21 protein-coding genes and 2 tRNA genes are annotated in these 23,635 nt (G+C 41.6%); 10 read left to right on the plus strand and 13 right to left on the minus strand.

The features are described from left to right. Positions 1-107: 107 nt before the first annotated feature. Positions 108-1,196: a DNA/RNA non-specific endonuclease gene (locus FTU12_RS02020; RefSeq protein WP_078193159.1), complete on the minus strand. Its 1,089-nt coding sequence runs from the start codon at positions 1,194-1,196 to the stop codon at positions 108-110. Positions 1,197-1,459: 263 nt separating this feature from the next. Between FTU12_RS02020 and FTU12_RS16625 the strand changes: the two genes are divergently transcribed. Then, the gene (locus FTU12_RS16625) at positions 1,460-2,152 is read left to right on the plus strand and encodes a hypothetical protein (RefSeq protein ID WP_180113640.1); all 693 of its coding nucleotides are present in this window, start codon (positions 1,460-1,462) and stop codon (positions 2,150-2,152) included. A gap of 203 nt (positions 2,153-2,355) precedes the next feature. Here the strand turns inward: FTU12_RS16625 and FTU12_RS02030 are convergent, their stop codons facing one another. Further along, on the minus strand, positions 2,356-4,236 hold the full coding sequence (locus tag FTU12_RS02030; RefSeq protein WP_078193161.1) for a potassium transporter Kup: 1,881 nt from the start codon (positions 4,234-4,236) through the stop codon (positions 2,356-2,358). A 122-nt stretch (positions 4,237-4,358) separates the two neighbouring features. Here FTU12_RS02030 and FTU12_RS02035 point away from each other — a divergent pair. From FTU12_RS02035 to FTU12_RS02045, 3 genes are all read left to right on the plus strand, one after another. Further along, positions 4,359-4,449: transfer RNA gene (locus FTU12_RS02035), tRNA-Ser, on the plus strand. A 428-nt stretch (positions 4,450-4,877) separates the two neighbouring features. Continuing rightward, complete coding sequence (locus tag FTU12_RS02040; protein ID WP_078190515.1) at positions 4,878-5,105, plus strand: hypothetical protein; 228 nt, start codon at positions 4,878-4,880, stop codon at positions 5,103-5,105. Between the two features lie 189 nt (positions 5,106-5,294). Then, positions 5,295-5,370, plus strand: a tRNA-Thr gene (locus FTU12_RS02045). 51 nt (positions 5,371-5,421) lie between these two features. Here the strand turns inward: FTU12_RS02045 and FTU12_RS02050 are convergent. The 3 genes from FTU12_RS02050 to FTU12_RS02060 form a co-directional block, all read right to left on the minus strand. Beyond that, positions 5,422-6,249, minus strand: a complete 828-nt coding sequence (locus tag FTU12_RS02050) for a cyclopropane-fatty-acyl-phospholipid synthase family protein (protein ID WP_180113641.1) — start codon at positions 6,247-6,249, stop codon at positions 5,422-5,424. Between the two features lies 1 nt (position 6,250). Then, positions 6,251-7,549, minus strand: a complete 1,299-nt coding sequence (locus FTU12_RS02055) for an FAD-dependent oxidoreductase (RefSeq protein WP_180002759.1) — start codon at positions 7,547-7,549, stop codon at positions 6,251-6,253. A gap of 429 nt (positions 7,550-7,978) precedes the next feature. Beyond that, positions 7,979-8,857, minus strand: coding sequence for a pirin family protein (locus FTU12_RS02060; RefSeq protein ID WP_180025915.1), 879 nt, complete (start codon positions 8,855-8,857; stop codon positions 7,979-7,981). A 327-nt stretch (positions 8,858-9,184) separates the two neighbouring features. Here FTU12_RS02060 and ycaC point away from each other — a divergent pair, with 327 nt between their 5' ends. Both ycaC and FTU12_RS02070 read left to right on the plus strand, forming a co-directional pair. Next, positions 9,185-9,811 (plus strand): isochorismate family cysteine hydrolase YcaC, encoded by a 627-nt coding sequence (gene ycaC, locus FTU12_RS02065; protein WP_180113642.1) that lies wholly within the window; start codon positions 9,185-9,187, stop codon positions 9,809-9,811. 107 nt (positions 9,812-9,918) lie between these two features. Further along, complete coding sequence (locus FTU12_RS02070) at positions 9,919-10,842, plus strand: LysR substrate-binding domain-containing protein (protein WP_180113643.1); 924 nt, start codon at positions 9,919-9,921, stop codon at positions 10,840-10,842. Between the two features lie 68 nt (positions 10,843-10,910). Here the strand turns inward: FTU12_RS02070 and ahpC are convergent, their stop codons facing one another. Beyond that, positions 10,911-11,474, minus strand: coding sequence for an alkyl hydroperoxide reductase subunit C (ahpC, locus tag FTU12_RS02075; RefSeq protein ID WP_078190520.1), 564 nt, complete (start codon positions 11,472-11,474; stop codon positions 10,911-10,913). A 162-nt stretch (positions 11,475-11,636) separates the two neighbouring features. Further along, positions 11,637-12,275 carry a TetR/AcrR family transcriptional regulator gene (locus tag FTU12_RS02080; protein WP_180088777.1) on the minus strand — a complete coding sequence of 213 codons (639 nt, stop codon included), beginning with the start codon at positions 12,273-12,275 and terminating at the stop codon, positions 11,637-11,639. Between the two features lie 132 nt (positions 12,276-12,407). Here FTU12_RS02080 and FTU12_RS02085 point away from each other — a divergent pair, with 132 nt between their 5' ends. After that, the gene (locus FTU12_RS02085; protein WP_180050626.1) at positions 12,408-12,872 is read left to right on the plus strand and encodes a hotdog fold domain-containing protein; all 465 of its coding nucleotides are present in this window, start codon (positions 12,408-12,410) and stop codon (positions 12,870-12,872) included. A gap of 123 nt (positions 12,873-12,995) precedes the next feature. On the opposite strand, the gene ssb is transcribed toward FTU12_RS02085, so the two are convergent. The 3 genes from ssb to FTU12_RS02100 form a co-directional block, all read right to left on the minus strand. Then, the gene (ssb, locus tag FTU12_RS02090; protein WP_078193176.1) at positions 12,996-13,583 is read right to left on the minus strand and encodes a single-stranded DNA-binding protein; all 588 of its coding nucleotides are present in this window, start codon (positions 13,581-13,583) and stop codon (positions 12,996-12,998) included. Between the two features lie 51 nt (positions 13,584-13,634). Next, positions 13,635-14,999 carry an MFS transporter gene (locus FTU12_RS02095; protein ID WP_180113644.1) on the minus strand — a complete coding sequence of 455 codons (1,365 nt, stop codon included), beginning with the start codon at positions 14,997-14,999 and terminating at the stop codon, positions 13,635-13,637. A gap of 155 nt (positions 15,000-15,154) precedes the next feature. Next, positions 15,155-16,240 carry a DUF475 domain-containing protein gene (locus FTU12_RS02100; protein ID WP_180010617.1) on the minus strand — a complete coding sequence of 362 codons (1,086 nt, stop codon included), beginning with the start codon at positions 16,238-16,240 and terminating at the stop codon, positions 15,155-15,157. A gap of 207 nt (positions 16,241-16,447) precedes the next feature. On the opposite strand from FTU12_RS02100, the gene tenA reads away from it, so the two are divergent. Further along, positions 16,448-17,113, plus strand: a complete 666-nt coding sequence (tenA, locus tag FTU12_RS02105; RefSeq protein WP_078193179.1) for a thiaminase II — start codon at positions 16,448-16,450, stop codon at positions 17,111-17,113. A 111-nt stretch (positions 17,114-17,224) separates the two neighbouring features. Here the strand turns inward: tenA and FTU12_RS02110 are convergent, their stop codons facing one another. From FTU12_RS02110 to FTU12_RS02120, 3 genes are all read right to left on the minus strand, one after another. Further along, positions 17,225-17,947 carry a hypothetical protein gene (locus FTU12_RS02110; RefSeq protein ID WP_180113645.1) on the minus strand — a complete coding sequence of 241 codons (723 nt, stop codon included), beginning with the start codon at positions 17,945-17,947 and terminating at the stop codon, positions 17,225-17,227. Positions 17,948-18,136: 189 nt separating this feature from the next. Further along, the gene (locus FTU12_RS02115) at positions 18,137-18,475 is read right to left on the minus strand and encodes a GlpM family protein (RefSeq protein WP_180065212.1); all 339 of its coding nucleotides are present in this window, start codon (positions 18,473-18,475) and stop codon (positions 18,137-18,139) included. Positions 18,476-18,536: 61 nt separating this feature from the next. Further along, positions 18,537-18,890 (minus strand): DUF1304 domain-containing protein, encoded by a 354-nt coding sequence (locus tag FTU12_RS02120; RefSeq protein ID WP_180113712.1) that lies wholly within the window; start codon positions 18,888-18,890, stop codon positions 18,537-18,539. 253 nt (positions 18,891-19,143) lie between these two features. Here FTU12_RS02120 and uvrA point away from each other — a divergent pair, with 253 nt between their 5' ends. Together uvrA and FTU12_RS02130 are read left to right on the plus strand one after the other, a co-directional pair. Further along, complete coding sequence (uvrA, locus tag FTU12_RS02125) at positions 19,144-21,975, plus strand: excinuclease ABC subunit UvrA (RefSeq protein ID WP_180113646.1); 2,832 nt, start codon at positions 19,144-19,146, stop codon at positions 21,973-21,975. A gap of 109 nt (positions 21,976-22,084) precedes the next feature. Beyond that, complete coding sequence (locus FTU12_RS02130; protein ID WP_180113647.1) at positions 22,085-23,422, plus strand: anti-phage deoxyguanosine triphosphatase; 1,338 nt, start codon at positions 22,085-22,087, stop codon at positions 23,420-23,422. Positions 23,423-23,635: the final 213 nt, after the last annotated feature.

Genomic DNA, 23,635 nt, shown 5'->3' on the forward strand with positions numbered 1-23,635 from the left:
CTTCTTTTTTGTTGTATTGATGCTGCAATAGAAATACGTGAAAAAGATTTCAACTGCAAGCAATGATCCTCTTCATCGCTCGCAGTTCAACGCTATTATCTGCTCGATTATTTCAAAATCTGTAGCAGATATTGCAGAATTTCTTCAATCAATTGTTTGACCAAGGCATCTTGATTGTTGTCATTTTCACTGCTTGCCATGGATGTCTCTCCCACAGAACCACCACTCGATTTAAACTCTTTTTGCAAACTTAAAATCTTGTCTTCTGCGACATCTGCAGCACACTGGCTTTCAGCATCCCAATGCAAATAAGCGATATCTTGATTTGCTTTTACTTGGGTGGCTTTGAGTGGCAAACGGTAGGTATTACGCTTTTGGTCTTCAGTTAATTCTGGAAAGAAATTAATTCCAGTCAGTTCTTCTAGCGCACAAATACTCATGACTTTGACTGTCGGTGCCGTATCACGCAAGGTATTGTCTGCATAGTACACGCCTGCAACACCTTTTTTCGGCAAATAGATCGCCTTATAAGTGGCGGTCGGCACAATGACCCCTTGCCCGATGGTTTTTAATTTTTTCGCACTGTATACCGGCCCCGTCACCACATAGACATCTTGCTTTTGTTTGGTCACTATCGCCCGTGTGGCTTCTTCTAACTCGCGCCACACTTGCTGATTATTTTTTGGGGCTTGCGGCACCATATTGGCCAAAGAAAAACTGTCTAACTGTGCCGCTTTATTGGGCATATCGGCATTTGGCGCCATGTGTCCACGGTCATAGCCTGAAGATTTATAGTCTGACAGCAAAGCCCGATATTCAGACGGCACGCGAGTCTCTTCATGAAAGTTATCTTCACGCGGAATTTTTTGACTCAGGCGTGCAGGGGTTAATGCTTCTGCAACCCAAAGCGGTGTCTTGGATATCCCTGAATACATGACATTAAAGCCATTAAAACACAGTGGAAAACTGTTTTTATGTAGGCTTTCACGGACCAAATAAGGTGGCACTTCACGATAAAATTGGTCCAAACAGGCGCTATTTGAAGTGCTGCTCATAGAAACAAGTTGTTGAATTTTTTCTTGCCCGAAAGCAATAGCAAAGCTTCCTGTTGCCACCAGACCCAACAGCACTTTTATGCCATTTTGCCCAAATAACTGTGAAAGCGGATTTGCTGAATTGCGTTTCTTTTTGACCATGACTTACAACAATGACTTCTAAAAGGACTATTTTTCCGCAGCTTAGCAAGGGTGCAAATTTTAGTACACTTTTCTTTTTTAATTTGCTTAACAATCACACAAATATTGTTTAACAAAGCAGCAGTTGATGTAACTTTATGTCGCAGTTGTGCAGTTCTTTATAGGAGGTCATGAAGCAGTTGCGTATGTTTCATTGAATTCGCCTCAAGAATTATGACAAGGTAAAAATATGAAAAATTGCGATAAAAATATACGGAGTGATTATGCATTCTAAAATTTTAGGTTTAGGTTTAATTTCAGGTTTAATGAGCGCAGCAGCATTTGCAGAACCGCCGATTCAACCCGGTGACACTTTAGAAAGCTTGTCTAAAGTCAAAATTGTGACCACTGTGAATGGTCAACCCGGTTCTATTCAGGACTTGGTATCAAGTGGTCAAGTTCAATTGCTTGAAGTACCTGCCGGACAAGTCAATGCCGCTGCAACAGAACAGCCCTTAAACCCTGAACAGGCTCAGGCAAACCAAATCGATCCGAATGCCCCTGCAGTTCCTGCAAATGCTGAACAAGCCGTGACTGAAGCGGAAAATGCACTCGCAAATGAACAGCAAAGTGTAGCTGCTGCGCCTACAGAGCAGTCCGTTCCAACTGAACAAACGGCAGTGGCCAATACACCTGAAGCCGTTATAACTGAAGCACCTGAAGCCGTAGCAACGGATGCCAATGCTGCACCCGTCATTGCCTCTTCTGCAGAAGCGCCAGTGAATGCCGATAGCGCATCGGCTGCATTGCCTGAAGCTCCTCAAGCACAACAAGATGCTTTTATGGCAGCACCTGAAACTCAAAGTGCAAATCCTGCAGACGCATCAATTCAAGCCAACCCAGAAGCACCTGTTGCTGACGAAGCCATCCAAGCTGCGCCTGAAGCCTCTGCAGATGTAGACGCGACAATCAACTAATCAGCGTATTTTCAAGGATGAAATAACGCAACATCTTCATTCTGTTGCTTTGCTCGCATACTCCTCCCAAGAAAAAGCAACAGAATGATCTCTATGTCTTTGGACTAAAAAAGTTCAATTATCACAGATAAAAAAAAGCCAGAATTGATCTGGCTTTTTCGTGTTTAACTATTAAATCTATGCCTAAAAGTTCAATCTACGTCTTAAATTTCAATCTGACTGCCCAACTCAACCACACGGTTGGTTGGAATTTGATAAAAATCGCTGACTGGACTGGTATTTCGCTGCATAGAGATAAACAGCTTTTCTCGCCAAGGTGCCATGCCTTCACCCAAGGTATGAATAATACGGTCTCTGGAAATAAAGAAACTGATTTGCATTAGATCAAATTCAAAGCCCAATTCACGATACGCATGCTCCAAAGCGGCAGGAATATTCGGCTGATCTTTAAACCCATAAAACATGGTGATTCGATAGAATCGATCATCTAGTTTTTCCGTGATCACCCGCTCATTTTCGGGTACAAATGGCACATCTCGGGTGTTGACCGTAACCATAATATTGCGTTCATGCAGGACTTTATTGTGCTTGATGTTATGCAACATAGCATGAGGCACGATCTCAGGCGTTCCTGTCAAGAATACGGCATCACCTGGAACAAACTTGGTTTCACTACCCATGCTGACACTGCGAATAAACAGGTCAATAGGCAAAGCATCTTTACCGAGTCGATTGAGCACCAATGCCCGACCATCTTTCCACGTCATTAAAATCGTAAACAATACCGCACCAATCAGGATTGGAACCCAACCGCCCGCTGCGATTTTTAATGATGTCGATGCAACAAAGATCAAATCAATCAATAAAAATGGCACTGCAAAAATCGCTACTTTCCATACCGGCCAACGCCATAAACCATAAGCCAAAACTGAGATCAAAATCGTACCGCAGAGCATGGTCATGGTCACAGCTACGCCGTACGCACTGGCCAAATTCGCACTGTTTTCAAACAGCAAGATCAAGATCAGCACCGAGATAAACAATGCCCAGTTAATAAATGGTAAATAAATCTGACCACGTTCAACTTCAGAGGTATGTTTCACTGTCAAACGCGGCAAATAACGCAATTGAATCGCCTGATTGACCATAGAGAATACCCCTGTGATCACCGCTTGAGAGGCAATCACCGCGGCCGCTGTCGCCAAAGCAATCATTGGATACAATGCCCATTCAGGGATCAGCATATAAAATGGATTGGCTAAAGCTTCAGGATTACGCAGTAGCAAGGCACCTTGGCCTGCATAGTTCAACAGCAAGCACGGCATGACCACAATAAACCATGCCAAGCGGATTGGGAGTCGGCCAAAATGCCCCATATCGGCATAGATTGCCTCACCACCCGTCATCGTCAAGATGACCGCACCCATGGTCAAAAACGCAACATAGGGTTGCTGTACCACAAAATTGAAAGCCCAATGCGGACTGATCATGGTCAACACAAATGGCGTTTGCGAAATACTCCATAACCCAAATCCGCCAATGGATAAAAACCACATGAGCGTCAATGGACCAAAGAATTTACCCATCGTGCCTGTGCCATGGCGTTGCACTAAAAATAGCCCCGCCAAAATACCAATCGATAAGGGTTGCAGCCATTGGTTAAACATCGGCGTCGCAATACTTAAACCTTCAATCGCTGATAGCACGGAGATTGCGGGGGTAATGATCCCATCACCAAAGAACAAAGATGCACCAATAAAGCCAAGGGCGATCAGGTAGATTTTTTTGTTTTCGGCAATTCGTGTGGTTCGTAGATTCAAGGCCAACAGCGACATAATACCGCCCTCGCCATTGTTATCTGCACGCATGATGATGCTGACGTATTTAAAACTAATCGTCAGCATGATGCACCAGAAAATCAGGGACAGAATACCCAGCACAGACGCTTCGCTAATCGCCAAGTGTGCTGTGAGGAAACATTGGCGCAGCGCATATAACGGGCTCGTCCCAATGTCTCCGAATACTACGCCCAAAGCTGCCAAGGTGATGGCAGGCAATGCGGCTTTTTGTGCAGTACTTTGCATATAATTGTCTTCAATTTAGACAGGATTTTTGCGAATCATAGCACCGCTCAAGATGTTTTTGTCTAATTCAATTGTTTCTCTTGGCAGAATATATTTTTTTCGCTATTATCCACCGCGCAAAAGGTGAAGTGTCCGAGTGGCTGAAGGAGCACGCCTGGAAAGTGTGTAAACGTTTATAGCGTTTCGAGGGTTCGAATCCCTCTTTCACCGCCAGAACAAACTGCAATGCCAAGCAGAATGAAGGTCTAAATTGATAAAATTTAGGCCTTTTTTAATTTTATTGTTCTCAATATTAAATATTCCCCTAATTGATCTTCTATTTGTTTAGCTCAATAACTTCACAGTATTTAAGTCCTGATTGATGGATTTAAATCACACGTTTTTTTCCTAATGCACGACTTATGGATTTTTTATTGGCAGTAAGAAAGACACGTTTATTTACAAATACAAATTTTATATTCTAAAGACAATTACTTAAGCCTATGCTAAAAATAAATCATCCTCTCAATATAGGTGCTATTCAAAAAATTATTCATTAATTTAAACATCATAGAACTGAAACGCGATTGCGGTACTTTTAACTTGATCAACGAAAAACTTAAAAAACACCTTTCATATATCACTGCTATTCGGGAGAGAACATGAATAACAGCCAGAATTATGTTAAGCAGATCAAGAACGCCAAACGTGGTGGCTATACCCCAACCCTTGCCAAAGACATCAATAAACATAAAATTCAAAAAGCACAGCGTCTGATTGACGAATGGCGAAAGCTCGCCAATGAACTCCGCCCCCAAATGCAACTGGAGATGGCATATACACTTGAAGAATGCGCACAGGATCTAGACCAAATTTTAAGAATGAAATAGCACTCAACGTTCATCCATCCTATTTTTTCGCCCACATCTTGTGGGCGAAACATTGCCTAATTTTATTTCTCTGGTTTTAGAGCCAAACATCGGTTGAATGCTGAATAAATCAAACGTATAAATTACATTCGATTTGCTGTTTTTTTAACTTGCACCACTTCAAAAAATCTGTAGAATGCATTCCACAACGCCGGCATAGCTCAGTTGGTAGAGCAACTGACTTGTAATCAGTAGGTCCACAGTTCGAATCCGTGTGCCGGCACCATTTCTTAGCCTCGCTTTTTAGTGAGGCTTTGATGTTTTTAGAGCCGCTCTTTTATGGCTTCCTCGCGCTAATCTGCACATAACGAATCAGCCCGTCTCGATACAACTTCTCACACAATTTTGCCGTCATCTTGATTTTGAATTGATCCACATGACTCAGGCTCATCTGACTTTTTTGTTCTTGAATATAATCGGCAAAACCCTGAAATACGAATTCGCTGATATCTTCAATCTGGATATTTTCGAAACCTGCCTGTTGCACTTGGTGTTGTAAATTTTGCTTTGAATTTAAATTTTTCAAATTCACATCTGCTGCTTTCAACAGACTTTGATATTTCAATCGTTGCACTGAATTTAAATTCAAAAACGCATCGGACAACATCAAATAGTGAAAAGCAAAGCGTCCCTTTGAATTCAAAACATTAACAACTGATAAAAGCAATAAATTCAAATCACTATGATACGCAGCATCAATACACAGTACGGCATCCATACAGTTTTGTGGATAAATATTTTTTAAATTCAAAAATGAATCTTGTTGTATTTTGATTTTTGAATTTAAATTTTTTTGGATTTTTTCCACACATTCGGTTTGCAATTCGACTGCGGATAAGTTTTGAATTTGAAAATGTTCCATCCAAAAAACCAAGCTCGCGCCCTGCCCACAACCAAGGTCTAAAACACGATCTGTAGATTTTAATTGAATGGATTCGGCAAGATATAAAGCGAGTTTTTGACAGGCTGCAGGATAGGATGATTTTGCATCATCCCAATAGCCCAAATTGCTCCAAGCAAGCTCCGCATCATCTCCGAGTAATCGACTGTTAATCGCATATTTATGGCTAGGGACGTACTGACGAATTGCTTGAAGCCATTTCATGTTAGTAACCGAGTTGAGGGGCAACCTCCACTTTAGGTTTTAAACCCACAAACGGCAATGGCGCACCAAAAATTTCTGCAATATGCATAGCAGACGTTACCGCAGACTCTAAAATCGGCAGACCGTCACAAGACCATGAACCACAGAAGAAGACTTTACGTTCAGGGGATAAATGTCGTTGCTGTAACTCTTTATTCAGCGCCACGGTATGTGAATCCACCACTGCACGTGTCAAACTGACCGAAGAGATCACTTTTTTAGGATCAATCGGTGTCACTGGCTGCCAGGTTTGGAACACAGGGGTTTTACCCACCAAGCTCGGCTCAATGGAGTTGAGCCATACGGTAAATTGCTGACGGGTAAATTTACGGTCCATCATATAACTTAGTACAGACCAATCTTTACGCTTCGGTGGCATCACGGTTTGATCAGTGTGGATCACCAACTGACCTTGCTCAAATTTAAATTTCTTTAAGAGCTCAATATCGTCAGCAAACTGAGTAGAATCTAAAAATTCTTCCGTTTTGGTGGTTGGTGTCGCAACAACCACGCGATCGAATAGATGATGTGCACCGGCCTCAGTTTCCACCAAGACTTTATCGTCTTGCTCGAGCACTTTGGTAATTGCCGTACCACTTTGAATATTTAAACCTTCAATCAGTTTATCAACCAACGCAGGTGTACCACCTTGGATACGCAACAAGGCATCACCATTGGTCAATTGACGCAAGAAAATCAACAGCGGTTTCGCAGGCCATTCGCCAATCGTTTTCGGGTTACAAGTGCAAATGGTATACAACACAGGCATGACTGCACCATGCCAAAATACTTCTTCAATTTCATTTTTATTAATGAATTCAGCAAGCGTAATGTCCTGATTTTTTGATTTAAAAAATCGAGTGATCGCGGCTTTGAGTTGCAACATTCCTTTGACTAAACGCCAGCCATATTGTTGTAAGCCTTTACGATTATTAATAATTGGGAAATTACCAATACGGCTACGACTGGTGGTCAACCACGTTTCTGTACGATCTTCAAATAGCCAACTGCATGCCATATAGGTACGGACTGGGAAGGTTTTAATCCCTAAATGGGTCGCCAAACTTAAGGTATTTTTCCAGAGGTGTGGATTCATCACACGCAAAGGGGCATCGATCAAGCCGCCTTCAAACTCAGTGCTGTGGCTATCCATACCACGACCCGGCAGAGCTTCGAAAATTGTAATGTTATGCCCTGCGTCTTTAAGAATTCTTGCGGTAGCCAGCCCAGCCATGCCACTACCGATGACTGCAATTTCCAATTTTCTTTTCCATCTATAAAACACAGTTTAAAAGTATGACTGATCAGAACTTAAAAATAGCTATTAAAAAATACCAGATTCGCACTTTTTGTATGGATTTCAGTACAGCCGTTTTTAAGTTAAATTTACAAATATTTACAGTCAAAAGCACACAATTTAAGCTTTGTTTTTTAAACATATTTTTCTTTAAAATTTTAATTACCCTATAAAACCAAACAATTAAATTAACCATTTTTATAACTTTCGGTTTACTTTAAAGCCAAGTACCGCTAAGATGCGCCACATAAGAAAGTGATAAATTCATCACAATTTATAAAAAGTAAAATGATATTTAAATCATGACAACTATAAATACTACAGCGCTCAATAAAAAAGCCTCTGACTGTTCAGAGGCTTTTTTTTCGGCTATTTCAACGGCATGAATTTCACTTAAGCCTCATGCGCTAGCGCAATTTCACCAAATTTTCCGTTATTGAAATCATCAAAGGCTTGAATAATTTCAGCTTTGCTATTCATCACAAATGGGCCATAACCTTGAATCGGCTCATTTAGTGGCTCACCGCTAAGTAACAGAAATTGTGTGTCCTGCAACGCTTGTAGCTGAATGGCGATATCATCTTTGGCAAACATGACCATCGAACTGTCTTGCACTTTATGGCTTTCATTCACCACAACCTCACCCTTCAAGACCACCAAAATGGTGTTATGCCCTTCAGGTACATGTAAGGTGGTTTCATATTGAGCTTTCAATTCACCATCCCAGACATTCACTGGACTAAAGGTTTGTGCAGGCCCAAGGTGACCACCCATTTCACCAGCAATCACCCGAATATGCCCTGCACCTTCATCCATGTCTATGCGAGGAATATCTTGGCGTGTGATCGCTTGATAACGAGGCTGGGTCATTTTGTCTTTTGCCGGTAAATTCACCCACAATTGAACCATTTCAAAAAGACCACCTGCTTGAGCAAATTCAGGCGAATGAAATTCTTCATGCACCAGACCCGACCCTGCGGTCATCCATTGCACATCGCCTGTTTGAATTGTGCCGCCACCACCACTTGAGTCCTTATGAGTCACTTCACCGCTGTAGGCGATAGTCACCGTTTCAAAACCACGATGTGGATGTGAACCTACACCATGCCGTGCAGTGGTGGGATCGAACTGATAAGGTGCCGCATAATCCAAAAGCAAAAATGGGCTAATCGCCTGACCTAGACGATCATAGGAAAATAAGCTTTTGACTGGAAAACCATCGCCCACCCAGTGCATTTGCTGATTACGATAAACACCAATTACTTTTTTCATTTCTTAGCTCCTATATTCATACGATAGGATGAACATAGCGCTTATTTTAAGCTTTGAAATACTTGATGGCCATCATCCAGATAGCATTCTATATCTCAAATTTAGAACAATACTCAGACATACAATCTGCACCTCACTCAAAACCAAGCATTAATTCAGAAATTCTAAGCTTTAAGTCATATATAACGATAAATTATCCCAATTTTATGATTGAGCTTCTCATTTAAACCCATTTCATTGTCTCATTTTTACAACTATTCTAAATCTAGTTAACACGCAGATTTCATCTGATCCTGCGTACTTGCAAACAGGAAAGAGGACAATAAAATGGGCAAACCTTACGTTCGTTTAGACAAAGACAATGCCGCGGTACTTTTAGTTGACCATCAAACAGGTCTACTTTCATTGGTTCGCGACATTGATCCAGATAAATTTAAAAATAATGTGCTCGCACTGGCTGCAGCCGCGAAATATTTCAATCTTCCAACGATTCTCACCACCAGTTTTGAACAAGGTCCAAACGGTCCATTGGTTCCTGAACTAAAAGAAATGTTCTCTGACGCACCTTATATTGCACGCCCAGGTCAAATTAATGCTTGGGACAATGAAGACTTTGTGAAAGCCGTCAAAGCAACCGGCAAAAAACAATTGATTATTGCGGGTGTGGTGACTGAGGTTTGTGTTGCTTTCCCAACCTTGTCTGCTTTAGAAGAAGACTTTGATGTCTTTGTAGTGACCGATGCTTCAGGTACTTTCAACCATTTAACCCGCGACTCAGCATGGGAACGTATGACACAAGCAGGTGCACAGCTCATGACCTGGTTTGGTACCGCATGTGAATTACACCGCGACTGGCGTAATGATATTGAAGGTTTAGGTGCGCTTTTCGGCAACCATATTCCAGACTACCGCAACCTCATCAACAGCTATACGCAAAATACTGAAAAGAAATAATCCTTCAGTAGTAAAAAGCGGCTTCGAGCCGCTTTTTTTATACCTGATGTATAAATTGACGTATGATGATTTGAATTGAAATAATTTTTCACTGCATAAGGTGATCCATGCATTCATTTGATGACTATTACTACTTTTACTTGGTGGTGAAACATGGCGGTTTTAGCGCTGCAAGTGAAGCATCGAATATTACAAAATCAAAATTAAGCCGACGCATTTTAGATCTTGAAGCCAAATATAATGTCACCCTTATTCAGCGTTCTACCCGACACTTTAAGGTCACGACATTAGGCCAAGAATTGTATGAAGAATGCATAAAAGTAATCGAACAAGTTGAATGTGCGCATCAGGTGCTCCTGAAGCAAAAAAGTGAACTTGAAGGCTTGGTTAAAATTAGTTGTCCACCGGTCATGATGGAACATCAAATTCGCCCCTTGTTAAATCAATTTTTAAAAGATCATCCCAAAGTTCAGGTCGAACTTGAGCTGTCTAGCCGCCGTGTAGATGTCTTGCATGACGACATTGATTTAGCGATTCGTACCAATTTTAGTAAAAATGAAGACTCGAGCATTATTGTACGTGACGTGATTAAAACCGTGCATTGCTTAGTGATTAGTCCTGAACTTTTACAAGGACGCGAGTTAAAGCATATTTTCGAATTGACAGAATTTCCGAGTATCGTTTTGGGTACACAGAAAAACCGCTATCAATGGCATTTGCATCATACGGGACAGCAAGAGCAGATTGAAATTGCCTTACAACCTCGGATTAAAAGCAATGACTTAGCCGGTGCTTATTATGCGGTACTCGATGGTTTAGGCATCGCAGACTTACCGTATTTAACGGTACAAGCAGATATTGAGGCAGGTCGTTTAATTCACCTCTTCCCCGAATGGTGCTCAAATGTCGGTACGGTACAATTGGTATATGCTTCGCGCAAAGGTCAACGCCTAGTCATGGAAAGATTAATTGACTATTTAGTCGCTGGAGTTCGTGGCTATGCTCCAGAACATGATGGCTATTTAGTTTAATGTTCTAGACCACAAAAAAAGCCAGAACTGAGTTCTGGCTTTTTTAAATCTACGGTTGGATCACCAAATTAGATTTTACCCACTAGGTCGATCGATGGTGCAAGCGTCGCTTCACCTTCTTTCCATTTTGCAGGACATACTTCACCTGGGTGTGCATGTACATATTGAGCAGCTTTTACTTTACGCATCAATTCAGAAGCATCACGACCAATACCACCTGCATTGATTTCAACGATTTGGATTTTACCTTCAGGGTCGATCACGAAAGTACCACGGTCAGCAAGACCATCCGCTTCAATTAAAACATCAAAGTTTTTCGCAAGTGTCCAAGTTGGATCGCCAACCATTGGGTATTCGATTTTCTTAATTTCTTCAGAAGAATCGTGCCAAGCTTTATGCGTAAAGTGTGTATCAGTAGATACTGAATAAATTTCTACGCCCATTTTTTTGAATTCAGCATAGTGATCAGCAAGATCGCCTAATTCTGTTGGACATACAAAAGTAAAGTCAGCAGGATAGAAAAACACCACAGACCATTTACCGTAGAAGTCTTTTTCTGAAACTTCAATAAATTGACCGTCTTGGTAAGCGGTAGCGTTAAATGGTTTTACTTCAGTATTAATTAAACTCATTTGATATTCCTCTAACTCATTTCAGGGATTGCTTATCTGTTGAAGCTAGAATACGACTTATCAAATCATAGGTAAAACCGAACTTTTTTATAAAAACTATCGGATTTTTAGATTTGTTATTTAAATCAATCTTTGCCTTTCCATCGAGCAAACCAATCAATTTCAATGAGAGCAAGGCTTTATATCCATACAGAGGGCCTGCCAAGCAGCCTGTATAAACTGTTGTTTATAGTGTGATGGTGGCGTTTTGACTTTATGTGATAACCATGCCCGACAATAATTTTCCGTTGCCCCTAAGACCAATGACATCATTAATTCTTTGGGTAAATGCTCGATCAAATGCCAATCGGATTGTGCGGTCAACCAATCCAGCAGCGCGGTATTGCGTTGTAGATTATGTTGTTTTAACTCGGCTTGTAGCGTTTCCTTACGCATACTAAACCCTGCAGCATATAAGAATTCTGCAAAATCAGGATAGGCTTCGACCCAGTCTATATACGAGCACAAAATGGCTTGAATGCCTTCCTGCAGCGATTGGGCCTGTGTCAAGGCGTCTGCCCTTTTCGCAAATTGATCTTGCAACGCCGCAAAATACAATGCCGCCACTAAACCATCTTTATTTTTAAAATGATGGTAAATCGCGCCAACACTGGTCTCTGCACGGTCTCTCACATGTTCAATCGTCGTCGTTTCAATCCCTTGCTCTAAAAAACATGCAAGGGCTTCTCCTAAGATCTGCCGTTTAAGTTCCGCTCGGCGACCACTGTAAATTCGTTGCAATAATGCTTGATTTGACGACATCGATACCTTCCCTTTGTCGGGTCATTTTAAAACAATGTTGGCTTTTTTTAATAGCTGTGACGTCATTTACGCCATTAACAGAATATTATTCCGTATTAGAATTATATTCTGAATAATGAAGGATAATTAAGCATGAGCCAAGCATTAAAATTATGGAAGACCTTCCAAAACAAACCCGCAGGGAAATGGACTTTTTCAAAATTGCTGTGTTTGAAAGCACCGTATTTCAGTAGCATTTCGCCTGTTTTTGATGAATTAAAGCCCCAATACTGTGAACTACATATAAAAAAACAGCGCAGCGTGCTGAATCATATTGGCACTGTCCACGCGATTGCCATGTGTAATATGGCTGAATTGGCTGGCGGAACCATGACCGATGTAACCGTTCCGAGCAGCCATCGTTGGATTCCCAAAGGCATGACTGTGGAATATTTGAAAAAAGCCGATACAGATTTAACAGCCATTGCCACACCTGTCGATGTTAATTTTACGTGGAATGCAGGGAGTGATTATTTGGTGAATGTCGTGGTGAACAACACACGTAATGAAGCAGTTTTTAAAGCCGTGATTACCATGTGGGTTTCTGCAAAAAAATAAGTCATCGACTCAATTGCAGCATGAAACTGATCTTTCAAAATAAGCCATGCATAAAAAAGCCCTCAAGATTGAGGGCTTTTTTTGATGATGATCTACCGTTTTAAACGCTGTGTTTAAGGTTTATTAAAACGGTAAGTCGTCATCTAAATCTGCTGCAGCTGGAGCCGGTGTCGGTGCAGGCTGTTGTTTGGGTGCAAAACCACCTGGGTTGTTATTGCCATAGCTATTGCCTTGAGCCGGTTGGTTATTGCCATAACCGCCTTGGTTTGAGCTATTACCGTAGCCACCTTGGTTTTGGTTATTGTTATAACCACCTTGTTGATTATTAAAACGAGGCTGACCAAAATCACCGCCTTGACCTTGTTCGCCTTGTTGGCGATTATTGTCAAGCATTTGCATTTGTTCACCACGAATTTCAGTCGTATAACGCTCTTGACCGCCTTGATCTGTCCACTGACGAGTACGTAATGAACCTTCAATATAAACTTTAGAACCTTTGCGCAAATATTGCTGTGCAATTTCACCTAAGCGGTTATGTAACACAATACGGTGCCATTCTGTTTGCTCTTTACGTTCACCTGTATTTTTATCTGTCCATGAATCACTCGTTGCAATTGAGAACTGAGTGAGAGAACCACCATTTGGGAAAGTTTTTGTTTCAGGGTCACGACCCAAAGTACCAACTAAAATGACCTTATTTACACCACGCATCAGACGTATTCTTCCTATTTGTTTCTATTATTTACTTTATAAGAGTTATGCTTAAATGGCTACCTCTTTCCCTAACAAGTGCGTTAAATGTTGTCGCGCAGATTCATCCATCTGCTGCTTATCCACTTTTACATAAGCCACTTGCTGGTCAGACATCACCACAACTTCTTCAATACCACGAATTGCTAAAAGCTGAGAAGTCCATTCATCCGTTTCTTTATCTTCAGGCAAACTGAAAACCATAGACGATAAATAACGCGGCTGAGCCAACCCAAAACTAATGATCAACCATAAAATGGCTAGCCCTGTCAGGATGCCCCATCCCATTGCCGTATCATTTAGCAACAGAAGTTGCCCACCAATCATACCACCAAAAAATGCCCCTAGAAACTGACTGCTGGCGTTCACCCCCATGGCAGTCGCTTTGGATTGAATTGGAGCCGCTTTCGATAACCATGATGGTAATAATGCCTCCATCACATTAAATGCGATAAAGAATAAACCTAAGCCTGTCAGCAAAATATATTTTGATTCGAAACCAAAAATTAAGATGCCCAATCCCAAAATAATGCCACCAATGGCGGTCAAGAAAATGCCGCGCATTTTGCGATATTTTTCCGCCAAAATAATACTCGGAAAGGCAAAAAACAGGCTCACGACCAAAAGCGGCAAATACACCAGACCATGTGAATGTAATGGAATATTGGCAAAGTCAATCAACTGAGACGGCACATAGATAAACATCGCGGTGAGCAGTAAATGCAATGCAAAGACTGAAACATGTAATCGATTTAGATCAGGCATTTTCAGTACTTGCTTTAACTGCGTCAGATAACCTTGTTGAAAATTTTTATGATGACGCGTTACTTTCGGTACCAATAGCAACATCGCAATCGCGGCAAGTCCCATGATGGTGGTCACCCAAAATAAACCCGAGATACCGACTAAACCTGTGAGCCAAGGTCCAAGGCTAAATGCCACCACAAAGGACAGACCGATACTCATCCCCATCATCGCCATGGCTTTAGTGCGCTGTTCTTCACGTGTGACATCGGCTAACAAAGCCATCACTACCGCAGACACAGCGCCACCACCGGCTATCGCACGCCCGATAATTACGCCATAGATACTATCGGACATTGCTGCAATTGCACCGCCTAAAGCAAACAACAGCAGCCCAATGACCACCAACGGTTTACGGCTATAACGGTCTGCAATCAGACTAAACGGGATCTGTAATATCGCTTGGGTCAACCCATAGACACCAACCGCCAAACCAATGAGTGCCGGTGTTGCCCCTGCATATTGCTGACCTGCCACAGAGAAAACAGGAATAATCATGAACAGCCCCAGCATACGTAAGGCGAAAATACTACTCAAAGCAAAAGTTGAGCGTCGTTCAAGAGCATTCATCATAGCTGGTTAAAAATTCATTAATCTTGGAATGGGATTATAGGACATTCAGCTTAAAGCGAAGCAGGATTTTTATTGATTTTAAATATCCTGATGATTGGACAAATAAAAAGCGCAGCTGATGCTGCGCTTTTTGGGAGATTTGAGGCAAGTTTAAATTAGCCTAGACTTTCTTGGCGCTTTTTATATTGAATTGAGGCAATCACCGCCCAAACAATAAATGCCACACCAATCAGACCCGTTACCACTTCAGGGACATGCAGACCTGTGCCACTCGCCAACATAATGAAGGCCAAAGCACCAATCGCATAATGCGCACCATGTTCAAGGAAGATATAAGCATCTAAGGTGCCTTTATCCACCAAGTATATGGTCATCGAACGCACGAACATAGCACCAATAGCAAGACCGAGCATAATGATTACCACATCAGAGGTAATCGCAAATGCACCAATCACACCATCAAAACTGAATGAGGCATCGAGTACTTCAAGGTAAAGGAAACCACCAAAACCTGCTTTGATCACGCCCGTCGGTACGCCATTTGCGTCATGTCCAACCGCATTACCGTTTTCATCAACTTCAGGTTCACCACCCAATAAATGACTCAGTACTTGGACACCGATATACACCACGATCCCCCAGATACCCGCCATTACTACCGCTAGACGAGAGACTTCGGCCACGTTTGCTGCCATTACCAATAACGCAATTAGAGCAATAAACACGGACATCGCAGGAACGTTTGCAAGATTAGCTAAACGGCGCTCTAGCCAACGGAACCAATGGGTATCTTTCCCTTCATCTAAGAAGAAGTTCAGGAACACCAACAATAAGAAAGCACCACCAAAGGCCGCAATTTCTGCATGATGTGCCATCAATTTTGCAGAGTATTCAATTGGATTATTCAATGCCAATTGCACCACTTCCATAGCGCCCATGTCAGCCGTTACAGCAACAATGACGATTGGGAAAATCAAACGCATACCGAATACAGCAATCACGATCCCGACAGTTAAGAAAATCATTTTCCAGAAATGATCCCAACCACGGAGTACCGATGCATTCACTACAGCGTTATCAAATGACAATGATACTTCCATCACTGCCAAAATTGCAGTAATGGTCAGTGCTGTCAGCATGGCTTGCACACCTGCATTTGGGCCATGATTCAGACCCCAATATGCAGAAATGGCAAGACACACGATCGTAAAGACGATTGAGAAACCAAAATGTTTCATCATGATAGATCGACCTATTCATTCAATAAGATTTCAAAATGAGGGAATACCCAGTTTGAAGCTAAGTTTATGGCGCAATTATGCCGCTTTTCAGGATTGAAACCAAAAATTATTCGTTACATTTTGAATAAACACTCTAAGATGGAGGCTCTCAATTACATCGCATCATGGTGTAGACCCGTCTTTCATTTTTAACGACAGGAATGTTCAATGCGTTTTTCTGAAGAAGTTTGGCAACGTAATACCGCGTTATATCAGCAGATTCTCCATCTACCGTTTAATCAGGAATTGGCTCAGGGCAGCTTAAGCCGCGATGCCTTTTGCCACTATGTCATTCAGGATGCCCATTATTTATTGGCCTATGGTCGTGCGCTTGCAGTGTGTGCAGCCAAGGCGTTTGATGCCGACGATGTGATTCAGTTTTCTGAAGCGGCAAAAATTGCCATCGTGGTGGAACGTAGTCTGCACAATGACTTTATGCAAGGTTTCAACATTAGCAAAGAACAGTTTGAAAATACTCCACTGACCCTTGCTTGCCATCATTACACTTCGTTTCTAACAGCGACAGCATGGTCAGAAAGTTACCCTGTGGTCCTTGCCTCACTCCTGCCTTGCTTTTGGATCTATGCTGAAGTCGGCAAAGCCATTGTCAGCCAATCTGTGCCTAATAACCCTTACCAAGCATGGATCGACACCTACTCAGGTGAAGACTTCAATACTGCTGTGCAAAACGTGATTCAAACTATTGATCGAGTGGCGGCTCGCTGCGATGCAGATACACGTGAAAAAATGCATGCGGCTTATACGAACGGCGCAAAATTAGAATGGATGTTTTGGGACAGTGCGTATCAACAGCGCACATGGCCCGTTGAATAAACCTGTGATTTTAGCTGTATAAAAATTTAAGGATCTAAAATTGCTTTTAGATCCTTTTTTAATATGGTTAGATTCGGTTTTTAGAATGACCATGCACGATCATTTCAGGCATTAGCTTTTAAAACGATACCATCCGAGAAAAATCCCCATCGCGATAATCACCAAAAAAATCGCAAAACGTGCTTCACGCAACTCACTGCGTGCTGCTTTGCGTTCCTGCATCTCTTCTGAATGAAATTGTGATTTGACCATCGGATCTAGTTGAGCAATAGCCAATAAATCTTTGGGCTTTTCACCTTTGCCTAAAATGAAATAAAGCCCTTTGACTTGCATTTCATTGAGTTTTCCCAGTTCAATATTCAGTTGAGTAGCTTGTGCATTATAGTCAGGCACCCAATCTTCTACGCGGGCATATACATGGGCACGACTAATATCAAAGATTGATGCATCCTGCACTTTCTTGCCAGTTTGATCTTCCAGTTGTTCACTCAAATCTGAGAATTGGGACAGTACATAGTCTTTTTTCTGTGCCAACTGTACACCATCAAAAGCATACTCTTGTATTTTTTGTGCAGGATTATTTTTCAATAATAAGCCTTGGGGAACGACTTTAAAGTCCAGAACAGTATTGTCAGGAACTTGGTTGGTTTGTAGCACCATATATACCACAGACCATAGCTGTTCATTTTGCCCGACCGCAGGCACGCTCACGCTATAACGCTGCTCGGCTGCAGGGTCAATAAACTGTTCAAACGCGAGGATTTGACTGTCTTCAGCCCACAGGATTTGGCTTGAAAACATGAGGCAGATGATCACCCAAAATTGTTTTAACATTATTTGCTCTTATCATGATTATTTGCTGTTCTGTCAGAATTATAATTAATTATTCAAATACTTACATTCCAAATCACACATTTAACGATTGGAAATTCATCATAATTTTAGCCAAATCTATAGTTTTATAAATGATCTAGAACCCATAAAAAATTGATCTAAATCAGCATCGATATAGGCTTTTGATGCTTACTGAAAACTCTGCCATGCATAAATCAAAACAGCCGCAGCAAGCACCCAACTCAACGTTGCTACACTCAAACATGCCGTTAAGCTCAAACGTGTTGCGAGCAGGTACACCATCAATAAATAAATGAAATAGGGGATAAGAGACCAGAGTCCAAACAGTGCAGTTTTTTGTAATGCGGCTGCACCCTGATCATTTGCCACAATGACATGAGCAATCAACGCAAAAGTCGGAAACAATGGAACCAAACCTGCAATATAAAACGCCTTACTTTTAGATAGCAAGGCAATTAATACCACAACAAAGGCACCCATTAAGCTTTTGAGAAATAAGGACAGCATGCCTAGCTTCCACAAATCAATTCATCACGCCACGTAGTCTACGCTTCAAAACATGATTTGCTTAGACCAAATTCACCACTATTAAAGCAATTAAGGCTGGCAGCGCCTGAACATAGATAATTTTTTTACTCGCCGTGATGCCGCCGTAGATCCCTGCAACAAGCACACAGCCCAAAAAGAAATTCGCCAGTGCAACGGCATAGCTTTCAGGTGCAAACAGTGACCAAATCAGCCCTGCTGCTAAAAAGCCATTATAAAGCCCCTGATTTTGTGCCAGCACCTTGGTCAGTTTTGCTTTTTCTGCACTGTTGCCAAAAGCTTTCATGCCTAAAGGTTTATCCCAGAGAAACATTTCCAAAATTAAAAAATAAATATGCAAGAATGCAATCAGGGCGATGAAAATTTTTCCAACAATCATGTGATTTTCCTTTTTGTTTTAACTCGCTTAGGATAGATTGCCTAAACTGCCAAATGATGATCCATCCCTAACAGCTCAAACTGGATGAATGCAATTTTTCTATTAATTACCCTAGATAAAGTTTACAGCTTTGACAATAGGTTAATTTAGCCGTCATAGGCTGACGTTTAATTTCATTTAAATAAAGCTTGAACATTTTTCATGCGCTATCATATATAGGTTTTTCGATGAATCTTTTAGGACCCCTTGCATGAGCCAAAGCCATATCCGTATTCGAGGCGCACGTACCCATAACTTAAAAAATGTGTCACTCGATATTCCACGCGACAAGTTTGTGGTCATTACGGGTCTTTCTGGTTCAGGGAAGTCCTCTTTGGCTTTTGATACCTTGTATGCTGAAGGTCAACGTCGCTATGTCGAGTCCTTATCTGCCTATGCGCGCCAATTCCTTTCGCAAATGGAAAAGCCCGAAGTCGACTCGATTGAAGGCTTGAGTCCCGCGATTGCCATCGAACAAAAATCAACGAGTCACAACCCACGCTCGACGGTGGGAACGATCACCGAAATTTACGACTATTTACGTCTACTCTATGCCCGTGTCGGCACGCCATACTGTCCTGAACATGACCTCCCCATGGTGGCTCAGACTGTGTCTGAAATGGTCGATACGGTCAAAGGTCTAGAAGAAGGTACGGCGCTTATGTTGCTTGCCCCTGTGGTCCGTGACCGTAAGGGTGAATACACCAACTTATTTGAACAATTACAAGGTCAGGGTTTCGTCCGAGCCCGTGTCGATGGTGAAGTCATTGATATTGACACGCCACCCGAATTAGACAAAAAGAAAAAGCACACCATTGAAGTGGTGGTCGACCGTTTTAAGGTTCGTGATGATCTTGGCAACCGGATTGCAGAAAGTTTTGAAACGGCTTTACGCATGGGCGGCGACATTGCCATTTTGTCGTGGATGAAAGGCGAACAAGAAGACCGCGTATTTTCAGCCAAACACTCATGCCCTGAATGTGAACGTGCCGTAGGTGAACTCGAACCGCGTCTATTTTCCTTCAACAATCCATTCGGTGCCTGCCCTGTTTGTGATGGTTTAGGTACACGCAGCCATTTTAGCGCTGACAAATTGATTCCCAATAATGAAGTTTCGATTAGCCAAGGGGCAATCCGTGGTTGGGACCGTCAACGTCCGTATTACTACAGCATGATTCAGAAAGTCGCCGATCATTTTGGTTACTCACTAGATACACCGTGGAATGAACTCGATGCCGACACCAAAAAGAAATTCCTTTATGGTACAGGCAAGGAAAAAGTTGACCTCAGTTATATTGATGAACGTGGTCGCTCGCATAAACGAGTACAAGCCTTTGAAGGGATTTTGCCGCATTTAGAACGTCGTTACCGTGAAACCGAATCAAACTACGTGCGTGAAGATTTGGCGCAGTATTTATCCAATGCTGCATGTGATGCTTGCGGTGGCTCACGTCTCAATGAAATTTCACGGCATGTTCGAGTTAAAGATAAAACCATCGCGCAAATCACCAAGATGTCGATCGGCGATGCTGAAAGCTATTATCAAGACCTCAACTTAAGCGGTGCCAAAGGCGAAATTGCTGACAAGATTTTCAAAGAGATTCGTGAACGTTTGCTCTTCCTAGTCTCTGTCGGTTTGAACTATTTAAGTTTATCGCGTTCGGCAGAAACACTGTCGGGTGGTGAAGCTCAGCGTATTCGTTTGGCTTCGCAAATTGGCGCGGGCCTGATGGGCGTAATGTACGTGCTGGATGAACCCTCTATTGGTTTGCATCAGCGTGATAATGACCGCCTATTGGAAACCCTAGTACGTTTGCGTGACTTAGGTAATACCGTATTAGTTGTAGAACATGATGAAGATGCGATCCGTGCCGCCGACCATATTATTGATATTGGCCCCGGTGCAGGTGTGCATGGCGGTCATGTGATTGCCGAAGGGACGTATGATGAAATTTTGGCAAATCCTGACTCACTGACAGGTCAGTATTTATCAGGCAAGTTAAAAATCGAAGTTCCAAAACAACGTGTACAACCACCCAAACCTGAAGAACAAATCAAGTTGATGGGTGCTGCGGGTCATAACCTGAAAAATGTCGATTTGACTATTCCTCTAGGTGTAATGACTTGTGTAACGGGTGTGTCCGGTTCAGGTAAATCAACATTGATTAACCGTACTTTGTTACCGCTTGCAGCAACCCAATTGAACGGTGCAACCACACTGACTGCGGAAAAATTTGACTCGATTGATGGCTTACAATTCCTCGATAAAGTCGTCGATATTGACCAAAGCCCAATTGGTCGTACTCCACGTTCAAACCCTGCAACTTACACCGGTTTGTTTACCCCTATTCGTGAACTGTTTGCGCAAACCCCTGAAGCCAAAGCACGTGGCTATGCTGCAGGTCGATTCTCGTTTAACGTGAAAGGCGGTCGCTGTGAGGCCTGTGAAGGCGACGGTATGATTAAGGTTGCAATGCACTTCTTACCTGATATGTATGTGCCTTGTGATGCCTGCCACGGCAAGCGCTATAACCGCGAAACATTAGAAGTTGGCTATAAAGGTCGTAACATTTCAGATGTCTTAGAAATGACAGTAGAAGATGCAATGCATTTTTTTGACGCCATTCCTGTGATTCACCGTCGTTTGGAAACCTTGAACCAAGTGGGCTTGGGTTATATCCGTTTGGGTCAGTCTGCAACCACACTTTCAGGTGGTGAAGCGCAGCGTGTGAAATTGGCACGTGAGTTGGCGAAACGTGATACAGGCAAAACCTTGTACGTGCTTGATGAACCGACGACAGGTCTGCATTTCCATGATATTGCCAAATTACTCGACATCCTGCATGAGCTACGTAATAAGGGCAATACCATCGTGGTGATTGAGCATAACTTGGATGTGATTAAAACCGCCGATTGGATTGTAGACTTAGGCCCTGAAGGTGGTGCTGGCGGCGGTATGATTATTGCCGAAGGTACGCCAGAGCAAGTGGCTAAGAATAAAGTGTCGCATACAGCGAAGTTCTTAAAGCCGATGTTAAAATAAACAAATAACTCCCTCTTGAAAAAGAGGGAGTCTACCTCATTATCATAAAACTCATGTTTTAAAAACCTTTAAAAAACAAATTTTTACTTTATGATAAAAGAGGTATTTGATGCTAGATCATCAGTTATTAGAAACGCGTGTAAATCATACCGAAACACAAGATAATGATTGGAACTCCCATTCTCGAGATCTTGCATATCAAATTGACCGTGCTCGTATTATTCACTCAGCTTCATTTAGACGCTTACAAGCAAAAACCCAAATTTTAGGTATTGGTGATAGTGATTTTTATCGTACTCGACTAACTCACTCTCTCGAAGTAGCTCAATTAGGCTTTGGAATTACTGAAAGTTTAAAAAGCAAATACAAAAATAACCCAGAATATCTAGATCTAATACCATCTCAAAATGTGATTGAAAGTATCTGCTTAGCTCATGATATTGGTCATCCAGCTTTTGGCCATGGTGGAGAAGTAGCATTAAATTATTGTATGACCAAAGATGGTGGCTTTGAGGGTAATGGACAAACGCTGAGAATTGTTTCTAAATTAGCCGAATATACACCAGAAAATGGAATGAACTTAACAAGACGCACTTTGTTAGGTTTAATTAAATATCCCGTTCCATATTCTAAATTTAATAAAAATTATCCACCTACAGAAAATAATAAAAATTTACATACACCTCTACAGCTCAGTGAATACCATCCACCTAAATGTATATTGGATACTGAAGCAGATCTATTTACCTCATGGGTTGCTTCAATTTTCACTAAAAATGACTTAGAAAAATTCATGACCATTAACCCTAAGAAACCTAATAAACCCCTTTATACGTCGTTTGATTCTTCTATTATGGAACTAGCTGATGATATTTCATATGGTATTCATGATCTTGAAGATGCTGTAGCTTTACGCTTAGTTACTGAGTCCCAATGGAAAAACCAAGTGCTTTCTCAGATAAAAGAACTAAATATTGAACTTACTCATCATATTGAACAAATATCAAGTTTATTATTTGGAGCAACAAATAAGGAGCGTAAGCATGCTATTAGCAAATTAGTGCGCTATTTTCTAAAGAAAGCCCAAATTCATAAAAAAGATCTCTTTCAACATCCTTTATTAGATTTTACAGCAACTCTTGAAACTGAAAATGATGTTAAAGCACTCGGAATCATCCAAAAATTCGTAGTTGACAATGTCATTAAACAACCTGAAATTCAAATTCTGGATTATAAGGGCCAAAAAATTGTTGTAGAGTTATTTGAAGTATTATCAAATAATCCAAAACAACTTTTACCAAAATCTACCTTTGAGCAATATGAAAAGTCAGAAAATAAAAATAGAGTGATTTGCGACTATATTTCAGGTATGACAGATGCATATGCAGCTAGACTGTATCACAAACTATTTACACCAAACATGGGATCTGTCTTTGATCGACTGTAATTAGTAATATTATTTACATGACAGCGACATGGATGTCGCCCGTTTGACTGGGGCAGCACGGATGTGCCCTCAGTCAAACAAAAGCATTTTGCCTACTTTTGTGCTTTCAAAAGTAGGAATCTCCTACGCAATGGAAACTCAAACCCAATGCTAAGCGAGGACGTTTAGAAAAGCATATTTTTTTGAAAATAACCTGAACTAAATCCATCCACA

It is taken from the genome of Acinetobacter sp. YH12063, assembly GCF_013419715.1.
GTDB lineage: Bacteria > Pseudomonadota > Gammaproteobacteria > Pseudomonadales > Moraxellaceae > Acinetobacter > Acinetobacter amyesii.